This window comes from Pseudidiomarina fusca (assembly GCF_032227045.1).
In the GTDB taxonomy this organism is placed as follows: domain Bacteria; phylum Pseudomonadota; class Gammaproteobacteria; order Enterobacterales; family Alteromonadaceae; genus Pseudidiomarina; species Pseudidiomarina fusca.
In genome coordinates this window covers 17,398-32,684 of record NZ_JANFPJ010000013.1, presented here as the reverse complement: position 1 = coordinate 32,684, position 15,287 = coordinate 17,398, and the positions used below count along the sequence as shown (strand labels likewise).

Here is a 15,287-nt window from a genome sequence, read left to right as displayed (position 1 = left end):
GCTCCTTGTTTTAATCAGTGCTTAAAAAGCGCACGTTTAGTAGTTGTTGATTGCGTAAATCAATAAACTTCTGATTTGTGTTTGGACTATCTAGGCCACCAAGCTCAGCTATCCAAGGGCCCGTTTTTAAATAGGTGAGCTGTTCGCGGAGTGCAGGCAGCACCTGCTCATAACCGGTATACAGACAGGTTTCTAGCCCCTGCTCACGAGCTAATTTAAGTAAGTGCAGTAATTGCTCTGGGTACCATTCACCCCCTAAAAACAACACGCAGGTGATGAGGCCCCGATATTGCTGCAGCCGCTTCGTAAAATACTCTGGGGTTAATTCCACTCCGCTATGAGCGGGCCAGCTATCAACGCTATGACAGCCTTTACAACCCACAGGGCAGCCGGTGATGGTATAAGCCAACGAGACTTCGCCGGGCACCTCCTGAAAGGCTATTTGCTCTGAACAGTAGCGCATTAAAACCCCACATATTGTGCTTGATTGCTTATTTGCATCTATATATTGTGTTAAAGCCTAGACGATCACCTAGATATTGTGTTGATCCGGATCAATAAATAAGCAGCCTGAAAAACTCTGAACGCCGCTTGGCCAAGCTAGCCAAAACATGCTGGTGGGTAAAAATAACCCTACGGGTTACTAGCACCCTCAAAAAGTGCGGTTATATCTACCCTAAAAACAAACAAAAACCAATAAAATCAGATGGATAAAAGTTGGCACGAGACTTGCTATAAGGAAAGGGTACTCATCTATGAATGCGTGCGAAATGCAATAAAGGGAGACTCTCGCATGAATCAACAACAACAACCGGAGGTGCCATATGGCCGGTTATAAGAAACTTTGGTGGATACTCATCGGCATCCTAGCGATTACCTTTGGTATCTTGGGTTATTTTGGTAAAGAGGTATACCGCGAAGCACCGCCTATTCCAGCGCAGTACGTGACGGAATCGGGACAAGTGTTAATGACTGAAGAGAGTATTCTCGATGGTCAAACCGCTTGGCAATCCATCGGTGGTATGCAATTAGGCTCGATCTGGGGCCATGGTGCTTATCAAGCACCCGATTGGACTGCAGACTGGTTACACCGTGAGCTCGTAGCTTGGTTAGAAATTGTAGCGCAACGTGATTACGGCATGAGCTACGATAGCTTGAGCCCAGCTGAGCAAAATGCTCTGCAATTTGCGTTAAAACAGGAATATCGTACCAACACCTACGATGCTGCAACTGATACGGTGCTACTAAGTGAGACTCGAGTAGCAGCCATCAATGACGTAGCGGATTATTATATTCGCTTATTCAGCGATGCTCCTGAGCTACAAAGCACGCGCGAAAGCTATGCAATGAAAGAGAACACCTTGCCGAGCCTTGAGCGACGCGAGCGTATGACTGAGTTCTTTTTCTGGACTGCTTGGTCAGCCGCTACTGAACGCCCTGATAGCAATGTCACCTACACCAATAACTGGCCGCATGAGCCGCTTATTGATAATAAGCCAAGTGCTGAGAATATCATTTGGTCTATTATTAGTGTGATTTTACTGATTGCTGGTATCGGTGCTTTGATTTGGGGTTGGGCTTTCTTGCGCGACCACGATGAAGAAGAAATTGAGATTCCTAAGCAAGATCCAATCACTACCTTCAAACTTACACCATCACAAAAAGCACTAGGTAAATATTGCTTTATCGTCGTGGCGTTGTTTGCTTTACAAGTTTTGTTAGGTGGCTTTACTGCTCACTACACTGTAGAAGGTCAAGAATTCTATGGTATTAACGTGTCTGAGTGGTTGCCCTACTCGCTAGTGCGTACTTGGCACTTACAAGCGGCCATGTTCTGGATTGCTACTGGCTTCTTAGCTGCTGGCTTATTCTTAGCACCTATCATTAATGGTGGTAAAGATCCTAAGTATCAAAAACTAGGAGTCGACCTACTATTTTGGGCGTTAGTTGTAGTGGTTGCTGGTACCTTTATTGGTAACTTCCTCTCTATTGCTCAAATTATGCCTGAGCACTTAAGCTTCTGGTGGGGTCACCAAGGTTATGAATACGTCGACCTCGGTCGTGCATGGCAGATTGGTAAGTTCTTAGGTATCGTGTTCTGGTTAGTGTTGATGATGCGCGGTGTCTTCCACGCTCTTCGTCAACCAGGCGACAAGAACTTATTAGCACTACTCACCGCATCTGTTGTTGCTATTGGCCTGTTCTACGGTGCTGGCTTCTTCTATGGCGAACGTACTCACTTATCAGTGATGGAATACTGGCGCTGGTGGATCGTGCACTTGTGGGTAGAAGGCTTCTTTGAAGTATTTGCCACCGCTGCCCTAGCCTTTATTTTCCATAGCATGGGCTTGGTTTCTAGAAAAATGGCTACTACGGCCACCTTAGCGTCAGCATCGTTGTTTATGCTTGGCGGCGTACCTGGTACTTTCCACCACTTGTACTTTGCCGGTACCACCACTCCCGTGATGGCCGTTGGTGCAACTTTCTCTGCGCTAGAAGTCGTTCCCTTGATTGTCTTGGGCTACGAAGCTTGGGAAAACTGGAGCTTGCAACGCAAAGCTGAGTGGATGCAACGCATTAAATGGCCACTCATGTGCTTTGTTGCGGTAGCCTTCTGGAACATGTTAGGTGCTGGCGTGTTAGGTTTCATGATTAACCCACCTATCTCGCTGTACTATATTCAAGGTTTGAACACCACACCAACTCACGCTCACGCGGCCTTGTTTGGGGTGTATGGCTTCTTAGCGCTAGGTTTTGTCTTACTCATCTTGCGCTACATTCGTCCAAACCTGCAATTTAACGATAAACTGATGACCACTGCATTCTGGTGGATGAACATTGGCCTTGGCATGATGCTATTTACTAGCTTGCTGCCAGTTGGCTTCATCCAGTTCTATGCATCAGCGTCTGAAGGTTTATGGTATGCACGTAGCGAAGCCTTTATGCAACAACCGTTGCTAGAGGGTCTACGTTGGGTGCGCACTGTTGGCGACGTGGTCTTTATCGTCGGTGCTTTTGCTATCAGCTGGCAAGTGGTGTATGGCTTGTGGTTTGATAAAAGCTCACGTGAACAACAGCATATAGCTTAATCACAGCCTGAAATTAAAGGTGAAGTTAAAGGCGGTGGCACTTAGGTGCTGCCGCTTTTTTTACGGTTGATTGTTGTTCAGTTGCTATCCGAGGTACACTAACGCATCTGTTTAAATCAACCCAAGAGTTTGACTCCTAATTGTCTATGCCTAATTCATCTATTGTGACACGCATTGGTTTTGCTTTGAGTTTTATGGTGGCGCTTACCGTAGTCACGCTGTTGGCTTCGTATTGGCTCTCAGAAAAAGCAGATCAAGATGCCTTAGCCATAAATATTGCAGGCTCACTGCGCTACCAAGCGTATCAATACAGCTGGCATCAATTACATGATGCTGATAGTGCTGCAGCAGCAGCCATGCAAGCCGAATTTGAACAAAGTTGGCATCATCAAGTCTTTAACCGTTTTAGCCATAGTGAGTCTGATTTAGCAACCTTATATACGCAAACTCGAACCAGTTGGCAGCAATTCCAGCAGCAAATAGCCGATGGCGTGGTCACCAGTGCTAATTTACAACAACAGATTTTGCCGCAAATAGACCAAATTAATCGCTTTGTTACCGCCATTCAACAAGATGCCGAGCAGCGCATACGTTCCATTCGATTAATTCAGGTGCTCTCGTTGTTTTCTAGCATTGGTTTAGCGCTGGTTATTTTCTATTGGTTACGCACCCGCGTTAAGTATCCATTAGAGGTTTTAACTCTCGCCGCCAAAAGAATTGGTCAGGGCGACTTTACCGCCCGTGTGAATCATCCCATGCGTGATGAGCTAGGTGTGCTCTCGGGCACCTTGAATAAAATGAACGAAGCTGTGGGTTACATGTATGGCAATCTTGAAAAACGCGTCGATGAACAAACCCGAGCCATTTCTCAAAGCAATGTGCGCTTGCAGTTTTTGTACGACACCGCGCGAATGATCATCGAGCATTCACCTGGTTATCACGACTTTACCACCATTGTTGAAGGGTTAAAGCGCGCCTCTGAGGTTGAAGACCTCGAGCTTTGCTTAATTACCGAGGCAGGCAATAAACCCTATTTACAGGTGCAGCCTATTGGCGCCCCAGAAGATCCTTGCGAAGGGGTTGATTGTAGCCAGTGTGTGAATGCTGGGGCCGGAGTGAGTATCCAGAACAACCAGCGCATTTATCGCTTTAGCATTGAGCGCGAACAACAAAATTACGGGGTCTTGGTAGCTCGTTGTAGCCTTAGCGAGCAACTCAACGATTGGCAACAACAGTTGCTACAGTCAGTTGCCGACCAACTGGCCATTGCCCTAAGCCTGAAACAAGAAGAAGAGCAAGTACGGCGCCTAGCTCTTATTCAAGAGCGTACGGTGATTGCGCGTGAGCTGCACGACTCTCTTGCGCAGGCTTTGTCCTACTTGAAGATTCAGGTGACACGCCTCAACAAAGCCATTGAGAAAGATAATAAAGAAGTGATTGATGATGTTGCAGAAGAGCTTAAACAAGGGCTTAATGCCGCTTATCGGCAGTTACGCGAATTGCTTACCACTTTCCGCCTCAAAGTAGATGGTGCGGGGCTGTTGCACGCCCTGCAAACAACTATCAATCAATTTAGTGAGCAGTCTGATCTGTCCTTCAGGCTGAACTATCAGTTAGAGAATACCCCCTTGGTACCGCATGAAGAAATTCATTTGCTGCAAATTATCCGTGAAGCCTGTCAGAACGCCATTCACCACAGCCAAGGCACAGATGTGGTGGTACAGCTAAGCCAGCACGATCAGCGAATTGAATTAAGCATTGAAGATAATGGTGTAGGTATTCCCGATCAGGCCGAAAAAATGAATCATTACGGGCTTGCTATCATGCAAGAGCGTAGCCGTCATCTAGGTGGCACCATTGAAATAAAACGCCGTTCTGAAGGTGGCACAGGAGTCTATTTTAGTTTTGTGCCGCAGTACCTGTTAGAGCGTGAAGCGACTGTTTAAGGGTTATAAAACTCGCTACGCCGGCGCAGATACACCCAGCTAACTAGTGCCGCACACAGCACGTAAAAAAGTGCAAAGGCCACCAGCGTATTGGCGCCATGGGCTTGGCTCACATTGATATACCACAGGGCTGGTATGTAGATAGCGCCAGCAGTTGCCACGGCTGTAAGCCAACGCAATGCTAATGGTAACTGCTCTAATGGCAGCACCACACTGGCAGTTTTAAAGACCGCACTACTAGCCGTTCCGGCCGCAATAAAAATCACCAAAAAGACCAGCAGGTAGGGTAAGAACCACTCTTCAGGAACCCTACTTTGCAGGGCTGCTGCGGTCATGTAAGCGGCACTCAAGCAAGCCATAGCCATCACTAAAGCACACACCACCAAGACTTTGGCGCCACCGTACTGGTCAGCCAGCCAGCCACCAAAAGGTCGGGCCAGCACTCCTAAGAGTGGCCCAATCCAAGCATACGTTAGGGCACTTGGTGTGTAGTTAGCACTAAAGGTTTCAAGGCTTAAGGGTAGTGTCATCGCAAAGCCAATAAAGGAACCAAAGGCCATCACGTAGAATAAAGTCATCAACCAAGTGTGGCGGTTCTTTAGAATGCGCCCTAGCATCGGCGGTTGGGTGTTGGTAACAACAGGCTCAGCGCTGGGGGGATGCCCTGAGGGGCTAGGCATAGCCTGAGCTCCTCGAGCACGGCGCTGCCCTAACGAATACAGGCTTGTTGCAATCACTGCCACCATCAATAACCAGCCCGTGTTGGCAAGCCATAGGGGCGTACTCGGCGGTAACACCCCGACAATATCACCACTTGTTTGATGAGTTAACCAAGGAGAAGCCGCCCAATCACCTAGCCAGTTGATACCGCTAAGCAACGGTAGTAGGGTTTGTGCCAACACAATCCCGACCCCACCGATCCCTGCGTTAACCGCTAGCACCCAGCCAAGTGAGCTCTTCTCAATCCGTGCACCTGCAGCAGGTTGTAAGGCAATAAATTGGGCGCCACCTAAGCCAGAAAGAAAGGCCAACACATACAGTTGCTCAATCGCAATCTCCTCCACACTTAGCTGCCACGTAAGTCCAATTGCCGGTATCAATAACAGTACTGAACCTACTTGAATAAAGCGCTTATGCATACTGCGCTCACCCAGCCATAAAAAAACAAACTGAAACACACAAGCACCGCTCCCGGCTGCTGCCAGCAAACTGTATAGCTGTGCATAGCTCAAATGAACCGTTACTGCATGGAGCTGCACCACCAAGACACTCCAACTTAGCCACAAGGTCATCCCCACAATCAGATTGATTGCGGTGAGTTTGTCGATGGTTGGCGAAAGTCGAATGGTGTTCACATGTTACTCCTCAGCTATGCTAGTAACTATGCGTGAGCACCGCCAAATAAACAATTTAGCGAGGGGGATAAATAGCAATGCAAAAGAGGCAGTTAAAACTACCCCCAAAGGGTTAATAAGGTGCTAAGCTTTGGCTAACGGGGCTACATTGTGCAAAAATACCCCCTATAAAATATTGACGCTTATCATCATAAGACATTAAAGGAGCAACTCATGTCTGATACTCCAGCTAGCATTATGCTTGTGGACGATCACCCACTTTTGCGTAAAGGGCTCAAACAACTGATTTCGCTTGAAGACGGCTTAGAGGTTGTAGCTGAATGTAGCAGCGGTGCAGAAGCACTAGAGTTAGCCGAAGAAATTGATCCGGATTTGATTATCCTTGATTTGAACATGCAAGGTATGGATGGATTAGAAACCCTTAAGCGGATGCGCGACAACGGGGTGACCTCTCGGATCGTCATGCTCACCGTGTCTGATGCCGATGAAGATGTCGTTACGGCGATAACTAACGGGGCCGATGGCTACCTATTAAAAGATATGGACCCGGAGTTATTATTAGAACAAATTCAACGCGCTATTGAAGGCAAAATGGTGCTTAGTGAGTCTATTACCGAAGTTTTAGCAACCGCCTTGCGACGTCCCTCAGCACCTTCTGCGAGCAAGTACGATAGCCTCACCAATCGCGAACAAGAAATTTTAAAACTCATCGCTAAAGGCATGAGCAACAAGGTGATTGCTCGTGAGTTAGATATTTCTGACGGTACCGTTAAAGTACACGTGAAGCACTTGCTGAAAAAGCTAGGTTTACGGTCGCGGGTAGAAGCGGCAGTGTGGATGGTAAACCACGACGCTTAAGCTAGTTAGAACCTGAGCAAACTCCAGCAAAGATTGATGCCGATCAAGTTTTGTCTGGGGTTTTATTTGTAACATGAGCGGCTGCGCACCGTAGCCTCTTAATAACCCATCTAAGCTCTCGCTTAGATGCCATGTACCTTGTAGTAAGAGCAATGACCATCATGACAAGCCCTGAACTTCTTTCGCCCGCTGGCAGCCTAAAAGCTATGCGTCTGGCCTTTGCCTATGGCGCCGATGCCGTTTATGCCGGCCAACCAAGATACAGTTTACGCGTGCGTAATAACGAGTTCGATCTCGCTAACCTTGCGCTCGGTATTGCTGAAGCACACGCCCTAAACAAGAAGTTCTATGTGGTAGTCAACATTGCTCCTCATAACGCTAAGCTTACCCGATTTGTAGAAGACATGGCGCCAGTGGTGGCGTTACAGCCGGATGCTTTGATCGTTTCAGACCCTGGCATCGTGATGCTGCTAAGAGAGCATTACCCGCACCAAGCATTACACCTAAGTGTACAAGCCAATACCGTCAACTGGGCGGCGGTTAAATTCTGGCAACAACAAGGCATTGAACGGGTCATTCTGTCTCGTGAACTCGAAGTACGCGAAATTGCCGAAATTAGGCAGCGCTGCCCCGAGATGGAAATTGAAGTTTTTGTGCACGGCGCATTGTGTATGGCCTATTCCGGCCGTTGCTTGCTGTCGGGCTATTTCAATAAACGAGACCCTAATCAAGGTGCTTGCACCAACTCGTGTCGCTGGCCCTACCAAGTGCATGATGCTGAAGAAGATGCCGTCGGCCAGTTTAATCCGATTGATAAGCCGGTATTATTAACTGAGCCCCAGCGCCCGGGCGAATACATGCTGATGGATGAGGATATTCACGGCACCTACATTATGAATTCAAAAGATTTACGGGGTATCGAGCATGTCGAGGCACTCACCCACATGGGAGTGCATTCGTTGAAAATCGAAGGCCGTACCAAGTCGCCTTATTATGTAGCTCGTACTGCACAAATTTATCGCCAAGCTATCGATGATGCTGTTGCTGGTAAGCCTTTTAACCGGGCGTTACTTAACGAGCTAGATGGCATGGCCAACCGCGGCTTTACCGAAGGCTTTTTACGCCGCCATGTACCCAGTGATACCCAAAATTACGACACCAGTCATAGCTTAGGTGAGCAGCTATTAGTGGGTGAGATTATCCGTAGTAGTGGCACCCAAGCTTATGTCGAGGTGAAAAATGCATTTGCTATAGGCGACACTATCATCTTGATGAAGCCTTCTGGCAATATCCAATTTACCTTGTCCAGCATGCAAGATAATCAGGGCCTTGATTTGGTTCGCGCCGCGGGTGCCGGTCGTCAAGTTACGATTGATTTGCCATGTGCGTTAAGCGAAGCAGATGCTCCATTTGCGATGCTTATCAAAGTTGCTGCGGTTAAACCCCAGCAGACGATTCCTGTTGTTGATCTCAATGTGGAGGTTAAAAATGCCGGTGCTCATTGAAAGTGACTGCATTAACTGTGACATGTGTGTACCCGAGTGCCCTAACGAAGCCATCGCTATGGGCCCAGAACATTATGTGGTTGATGTTGAAAAATGTACTGAATGCGAAGGCTTTTATGATGAGCCAGCCTGCATTCCAGTCTGCCCCATAGAATGCATGGTGCTGGTGCCTAATTAGCCTGGCTCTAGCACCGGTCAAAATGGCAACCTCTCGGTTGCCATTTTATCTTGGTTGGTGCTTATTGTAGGTCGTGACTGCGTTGCTGGCATAAAGTGCGCAGCCATTCTAAAGCCGGTTGTCCTGATTTAGAGCGTGGATAAGCTAAACCAATAGTGCGCTGTAATGTTAAACCTTGCAGCGGTCGTAAAATCACATCCTGACGTTCACGTAACGCCTCAAAATCTGGCACTAGTGCTACTCCAACACCTGCAGAAACCAATCCTAATGCATATTCAATGGTGTGAATGTCTGCTCGAATATCCGGTTGGATGCCATTTCTTATCAACTCTGGATACAACTGTGACCACGCATCGCATGGGGTGCGCTTAATGAGTGCCAGTTGATCAAAATCAGCCAAATCTAAGGAGCTTTTTAACCCCAGCGGGTGTCCGGCAGGTAACGCCACCAAAAAGTTATCAGTCCAAATGGGTAGAAATTGCTCGCCCGCTTTCAGCATTTTGGGTGTGATAATACGAGCATCCCCTTCGTCTTCTGGTTCAACAAGATGCAACTCTAAACCCTCAACCCCGGCACTGAACTCTCTTAATAGCTGGCTCATTCGTTCTACCCCAAGCGCGCGAATTAAGCCTAAACGAAACTGAACGCGCTTCACGCTTTGCCGAAAAGACGCACGCAAAGATTGCATCTGACTAAGCATACGCCCGGCATGACCATATAAACGCTCACCATCCTCAGTGGGGGTGACACCTCGTGATTGCCGCGCAAATAACGCAACGCCTAGTTCATCCTCTAGTTGTTGTAAGGCTTTTGAGAGACTCGGCTGAGCCACATTACAAACCCGCGCAGCGGCGCTAATACTGCCATTTTCATAGACAGCCACAAAATAATTGAGTTGGCGCAAATCCATAGTTATTAACTATACCTGATGTAGATTTTATATGATTTAACTTTACAGCAAACCGGAGTAAAGTGAAGCCTATGAAATAAGAACAAGAGCGATATTAGCTATTAAACATGAGCTATTGATTGATAGCACAGCTCTAATATCCAATATCTAATAGCTATTATCCAATTTGCATTAATACAGAGGATTCTCCATGGCACGTTTTCCTTTTGACTGGCAAGACCCGTTTCAATTTTCTAGCATGCTGACTGAAGAAGAACGCATGATTCGCGATACTGCTCACCAATATTGTCAAGAGCGCCTTATGCCGCGGGTACTGACAGCTAATCGCGAAGAACGGTTTGACCGCGAGATTATGAACGAACTAGGCGAGTTAGGTTTGCTCGGTGCTACTTTGCCAGAAAAGTACGGTTGCGCTGAAGTTAACTACGTTTGTTATGGTCTTATTGCCCGCGAAGTAGAACGCGTCGATAGCGGCTATCGTAGCGCGATGAGCGTACAATCAAGTTTGGTCATGCACCCGATTTATGCTTACGGTACCGAACAACAACGAATGAAGTACTTACCCAAGCTCGCCAGTGGAGAGTGGGTCGGTTGTTTTGGTTTAACTGAGCCAGACGCGGGTTCAGATCCTGCTAGCATGCGCACTACTGCCAAGAAAATTGATGGCGGTTATGTGCTTAAAGGCAGCAAGATGTGGATCACGAACTCCCCTATCGCAGATGTGTTTGTGGTGTGGGCCAAGTTAGATGGTGAGATTCGCGGCTTTGTTTTAGAAAAAGGTATGAAAGGCCTTTCTGCACCCAAAATAGAAGGTAAATTCTCACTGCGCGCCTCCATCACTGGTGAAATTGTGATGGATGATGTGGAGGTTGGCGAAGATGCCTTACTACCAAATGTAAGCGGCCTCAAAGGGCCTTTCGGGTGTCTCAACAAAGCTCGCTATGGGATTGCATGGGGGAGTTTAGGTGCCGCTGAATTCTGTTGGCACGCAGCGCGCCAATACACCCTAGACCGGCATCAGTTTAATCGTCCACTTGCAGCTACCCAACTGATTCAGAAAAAACTGGCCGATATGCAAACTGAGATTAGCATTGGTCTGTTGTCCTGCCTGCAAGCTGGCCGTTTGATGGATTTAGATCAGCTTCCGCCAGAAACTATCTCGCTCATCAAGCGTAACTCTTGTGGCAAGGCATTAGATATTGCCCGGGTTGCTCGTGATATGCATGGCGGCAATGGTATTGCTGATGAATACCATGTGATTCGTCACGTGATGAACTTAGAAGCTGTTAATACCTACGAAGGTACGCACGATGTGCATGCGTTAATTCTTGGCCGCGCCCAAACTGGGTTACAAGCGTTCGCTTAACCAACTCATTCAAGCTAGCCATAGTAACGCGTAGGAGAATTGCATGTCGACCTCAGAGACCATGCCACGGGCTGCTATGCACCCCTGGCTCTCGGAACTGTTGCAGCGCATTGAGCAGGGCCAACTGCCACAGGCGCACGCCGCTGGTGGTGTGTTGAGTGACGCCGAGCTGTATGATTTATTTGATTCGCAGCTTAGTAGTCGTTTATTAGATTTACAGTCTCGCTTAATGCAAGCTGCCGGCCAGAGCTTCTATACCATTGGTAGCGCCGGCCACGAAGGCAATGCTGCCGTTGCGAAAGCTTTGCGGGTTACCGACCCGGCCTTTTTACATTATCGTAGCGGTGCGTTTTTTATTCAGCGCGCCAAGCAAGCACCGGGCTCCACTCCGTTGTACGACATGCTACTCAGCTTTGCCGCAGCCGCTGATGAACCTATTGCTGGCGGTCGTCATAAAGTGCTTGGCAGTTTGCATCTCAACGTACCACCGCAAACAAGTACCATCGCATCGCATGTGCCAAAGGCGATGGGTACCGCTTTTGCATTAGGCTTGAGTAAACGGTTAGCGCACCAAGGCACTTGGCCTCATGATGCTATCGCGGTTTGCAGTTTTGGGGATGCCTCAGCAAATCATTCCACCGCTTTAGGTGCGATCAATTCAGCCAGTTGGGCCGCTTATCAACAAATTCCGATGCCTCTGCTACTGGTCTGTGAGGACAATGGCTTGGGGATTTCCACCCACACTCCCAGAGGATGGATTCAGCAACAGTTAAGTCAGCGCCCAGCCCTTAAGTATTTCAGTGCTGATGGCAGCAACCTTGCCGAAACCTATTTGGTGGCTCAGGCCGCGGCCGATTACGTACGCAATAAGCGCAAACCTGCCATCTTGCATTTACGCACGGTACGCTTGTTTGGGCATGCGGGCGCAGATGCCGAAGTTGCTTATCGCAGTAAGCAAGAAATTGCGCTAGACAATGAACGAGACCCGTTACTGCATAGCTGTGCCGCGATACTTAGTCGAGGATTACTCGATCCGCATCAACTCGGTGCATTTATTCAAACGCAGCAACAACGTATTGCACGTATTGCGGTGCAAGCAAGCCAACGGCCTAAACTCAATTCTGCCGCTGAAGTGATGGCCAGCATCGTGCCTCCAGCACGGTCGCAAGCGCTGCCAAAACCAGCGCCAGCCGAACAACGCCAAGCGCTATTTCAGTGGGACAAGCACAATGTCGGCAAGCCCCAGCATTTAGCTAAGCACATCAATTGGGCGTTACATGATTTAATGGCGCAATACTCTAATATCGTGATGTGCGGTGAAGATATCGCTAAAAAAGGCGGTGTTTACCACGTCACTCAGCATTTGATGGAAGCTTTTGGCCCCAATCGCGTCCTTAACACCGTGCTTGATGAACAAAGTATTCTCGGGTTGGCCATAGGTATGGCGCAACAAGGCTTTATTGCGATGCCAGAAATTCAATTTTTGGCTTATGTGCATAATGCTGAAGACCAAATTAGAGGCGAGGCCGCAACCTTATCTTTCTTCTCCAGTGGTCAGTATACCAACCCCATGGTGATCCGAATTGCTGGCTTAGCTTATCAACGCGGTTTTGGTGGTCATTTTCATAATGACAATTCGTTCGCGGTGTTTAGGGATATACCAGGGATCATCTTGCTGTGCCCGAGTCATGGTCGTGATGGCGCATTATTGATGCGACAAGCGGTGCAACTTGCAGCTCGTGAACAGCGAGTGGTGATCATGCTCGAACCTATTGCTCTGTATATGACGCGCGATCTACATCAAGTGGGTGATAACGGCTGGCTAAGTGATTATCCAGACCCGCAGCATCCTGTGCCAGAGTTAGGCGAGCCAGCCGTGTTTGGAGACGGTCTCGAGTTGGCTATTATTTCTTACGGCAACGGCTACTATCTAAGCCGTCAAGCTGAAGCCAAGCTAGCCGCAGCAGGGCACTCGGTTCGGGTTCTTGATCTAAGGTGCTTGGTGCCTCTGCACGTAGATAAAATCATAGCTGCACTAGCGGGCTGCAAAAAGGTGCTGATTGTGGATGAATGTCGTAGTCGCGGGTCATTAAGCGAAGAGTTATTCACAGCCCTGCACGAACATCAGCCAGGATACTTTCATATCCAGCGCCTTAACGCTGCTGACAGCTTTATCCCATTAGGTGCAGCAGCCTATACCGTCTTACCTTCGTGCACCGATATCGTGACTCAAGCCTTAGCTTTGCTGGAGCAACATCATGACTAACTCTCGCAAAACGGCAGTGGTTGTTTGCCCTGGCCGCGGTACCTACAACAAGCCAGAGCTTGGCTCTATTAGCAGCGCCTTACCTGCAGCTCTGCAACCTACCTTGGCGCAAATCGATCACACCCGCACCGACCTCAATCTAGCAACTGTCAGCGAATTAGACCAAGCGCCGTTGTTTAAAAGCTCGCTTCATCAGCGCCCGGAGCATGCGGCGGCACTGATTTATGCCGGTGGCTATTTAGACTATCAAGCGCTTAATACCGATCAGTTTGAGGTTGTGGCTATCACCGGTAATTCAATGGGCTGGTACACCGCCATGGCCTGCGCCGAAAGCTGGAACATAAATACCAGCACACGCTTAGTAACGCGCATGGCGCAGTTAACTGCTGGCGGTGCTGGGGCGCAATTTATTTATCCTGTCGTCGATGAGCAGTGGCGACCTTGTGCCGCCAAGCAAGCAGCAGTAGCGCAGCAGTTAGAGCGTTTTGCCGGTGATTTAAAAATGTCGATAAAGTACGGCGGCTATGCCGTGTTAGCTGGTTCCGAGGCTGCTTGCAGTGCTGCTATGGCGGCTTTACCTCGATTAGATGAGCGCTTTCCTATGCTCTTACCAGGCCACGCCGCATTTCATACCCATTTTATGCAACAGGCATCGCAACAAGCTTTAGCTGAATGGCCAGCAGCGGCTTTTCATGCTCCACAAACGCCCTTGATTGATGGTCGCGGCCAGATCTGGCCTGCCCATGTAACTCATCAAGCGGCATTACAGCAATACACACTGGGGCACCAAGTCACCGAAACCTACGATTTTAGCAAAGCGATACAAACGGCCGCGAAAGAATTTGCCCCTGACCACTTTATCCTGTTAGGCCCAGGCGCAGGGCTTGGTGGTGCTGTGGCGCAAGCACTCATCGAAATTAACTGGCAAGGTCTAGACAGCAAAGCCGAGTTTAGCGCACGCCAACAGGTGCCATTGCCCTACTTGTTATCTATGGGGTTACCTGAACAGCGTGCTCTGGTGACAGGTTAGCAAACTCAATATTTAACGCGCGTAGGCAAGCTTTGCCTCGCGCCGTTAAATCTGTCATGAACTGAAATTGTTGCCGCGGATCTATCGGATAAGCTTTTAAACGGTAGTGAGTGCCCCACGGCTTCTCAAGAATGATCACCACAATCGGTTGTTTCAGTTGCACATAAGGACTGGTCAGAGCAACATCTTCAAGCAGCTGTTTAACCTGATGCGCATCATGATTAGCGGCTAAATAAAAATCGGTGACCACCATCAGGCTGGGCCCGCCATTGTTAGCGTTATGGATTAGGCTATTCCATAATTTTAAATGAGGCACAAACACCACGGTATCATCTGGCGTCACCATCTCTACCGCACGCATACCAATGTGTTTTACTTCACCGTAAGTGCCGTCAACCTCAATCCAGTCGCCCGGACGATAAGGTAATTCATAAACTGCGACAATACCGGCAATTAAGCTACTCACGTAATCTTTAAGTGCAAACCCTATGGCGAGCCCAGCTGCGCCTAATATCGCCACCATGTTTTGTACGGTGGTTTCAATTACCATCGGCACTATCCACAAGGCCGCTAAGATGAAAACCACCACCCGAAGGGTTGGGATCATAGCTAAAACAAACAGCCGCTGCTTACCATGTAAATGGTCTGCTAACCAAGGTAAGAGGCGCTGACTAAGCCAAATAATAGCTACTGCGACAGTGATCACTATCGCAATCTCTATCACAGCGGCACTCGTTACTGTTTTAAAGAGCCCCAGTATTTTATCGGTTTCCATGAGTTAGAT

Annotated in this window: 12 protein-coding genes; 8 read left to right on the top strand and 4 right to left on the bottom strand. The window is 48.4% G+C overall.

Annotated elements, in window-relative coordinates; translation table 11 throughout:
- Positions 1–10: 10 nt before the first annotated feature.
- Positions 11–463 (bottom strand): anaerobic ribonucleoside-triphosphate reductase activating protein, encoded by a 453-nt coding sequence (gene nrdG / locus NOG12_RS07945; protein ID WP_153826295.1) that lies wholly within the window; start codon positions 461–463, stop codon positions 11–13.
- Positions 464–824: 361 nt separating this feature from the next.
- Between nrdG and NOG12_RS07940 the strand changes: the two genes are divergently transcribed.
- Both NOG12_RS07940 and NOG12_RS07935 read left to right on the top strand, forming a co-directional pair.
- The gene (locus NOG12_RS07940) at positions 825–3,089 is read left to right on the top strand and encodes a nitric-oxide reductase large subunit (protein WP_153826296.1); all 2,265 of its coding nucleotides are present in this window, start codon (positions 825–827) and stop codon (positions 3,087–3,089) included.
- 146 nt (positions 3,090–3,235) lie between these two features.
- Positions 3,236–5,035: an ATP-binding protein gene (locus NOG12_RS07935; RefSeq protein ID WP_153826320.1), complete on the top strand. Its 1,800-nt coding sequence runs from the start codon at positions 3,236–3,238 to the stop codon at positions 5,033–5,035.
- Here the strand turns inward: NOG12_RS07935 and NOG12_RS07930 are convergent.
- Positions 5,032–6,390, bottom strand: a complete 1,359-nt coding sequence (locus NOG12_RS07930) for an MFS transporter (protein ID WP_313932919.1) — start codon at positions 6,388–6,390, stop codon at positions 5,032–5,034. The two genes, NOG12_RS07935 and NOG12_RS07930, sit on opposite strands and share 4 nt — an antisense overlap.
- A gap of 213 nt (positions 6,391–6,603) precedes the next feature.
- On the opposite strand from NOG12_RS07930, the gene narL reads away from it, so the two are divergent.
- The 3 genes from narL (at position 6,604) to NOG12_RS07915 (ending at position 8,931) form a co-directional block, all read left to right on the top strand.
- Positions 6,604–7,248 carry a two-component system response regulator NarL gene (gene narL / locus NOG12_RS07925; protein ID WP_153826298.1) on the top strand — a complete coding sequence of 215 codons (645 nt, stop codon included), beginning with the start codon at positions 6,604–6,606 and terminating at the stop codon, positions 7,246–7,248.
- Positions 7,249–7,409: 161 nt separating this feature from the next.
- On the top strand, positions 7,410–8,753 hold the full coding sequence (gene trhP, locus NOG12_RS07920; protein ID WP_313932958.1) for a prephenate-dependent tRNA uridine(34) hydroxylase TrhP: 1,344 nt from the start codon (positions 7,410–7,412) through the stop codon (positions 8,751–8,753).
- The gene (locus tag NOG12_RS07915; protein WP_153826299.1) at positions 8,737–8,931 is read left to right on the top strand and encodes a YfhL family 4Fe-4S dicluster ferredoxin; all 195 of its coding nucleotides are present in this window, start codon (positions 8,737–8,739) and stop codon (positions 8,929–8,931) included. Before trhP ends, NOG12_RS07915 begins: the two co-directional genes overlap by 17 nt.
- A 61-nt stretch (positions 8,932–8,992) precedes the next feature.
- On the opposite strand, the gene NOG12_RS07910 is transcribed toward NOG12_RS07915, so the two are convergent.
- Complete coding sequence (locus NOG12_RS07910) at positions 8,993–9,841, bottom strand: LysR family transcriptional regulator (RefSeq protein ID WP_110076465.1); 849 nt, start codon at positions 9,839–9,841, stop codon at positions 8,993–8,995.
- 190 nt (positions 9,842–10,031) lie between these two features.
- Between NOG12_RS07910 and NOG12_RS07905 the strand changes: the two genes are divergently transcribed.
- Genes NOG12_RS07905 through NOG12_RS07895 form a run of 3 tightly spaced genes read left to right on the top strand, consistent with a single transcriptional unit; the run spans position 10,032 to position 14,503 of the window.
- The gene (locus NOG12_RS07905) at positions 10,032–11,207 is read left to right on the top strand and encodes an acyl-CoA dehydrogenase (RefSeq protein WP_153826300.1); all 1,176 of its coding nucleotides are present in this window, start codon (positions 10,032–10,034) and stop codon (positions 11,205–11,207) included.
- A gap of 43 nt (positions 11,208–11,250) precedes the next feature.
- The gene (locus tag NOG12_RS07900) at positions 11,251–13,473 is read left to right on the top strand and encodes a thiamine pyrophosphate-dependent enzyme (RefSeq protein WP_313932918.1); all 2,223 of its coding nucleotides are present in this window, start codon (positions 11,251–11,253) and stop codon (positions 13,471–13,473) included.
- Positions 13,466–14,503, top strand: a complete 1,038-nt coding sequence (locus tag NOG12_RS07895) for an ACP S-malonyltransferase (protein WP_313932917.1) — start codon at positions 13,466–13,468, stop codon at positions 14,501–14,503. Before NOG12_RS07900 ends, NOG12_RS07895 begins: the two co-directional genes overlap by 8 nt.
- Here NOG12_RS07895 and NOG12_RS07890 read toward each other — a convergent pair.
- Complete coding sequence (locus NOG12_RS07890) at positions 14,463–15,278, bottom strand: mechanosensitive ion channel family protein (protein ID WP_153826302.1); 816 nt, start codon at positions 15,276–15,278, stop codon at positions 14,463–14,465. The genes NOG12_RS07895 and NOG12_RS07890 overlap by 41 nt on opposite strands.
- Positions 15,279–15,287 lie beyond the last annotated feature (9 nt).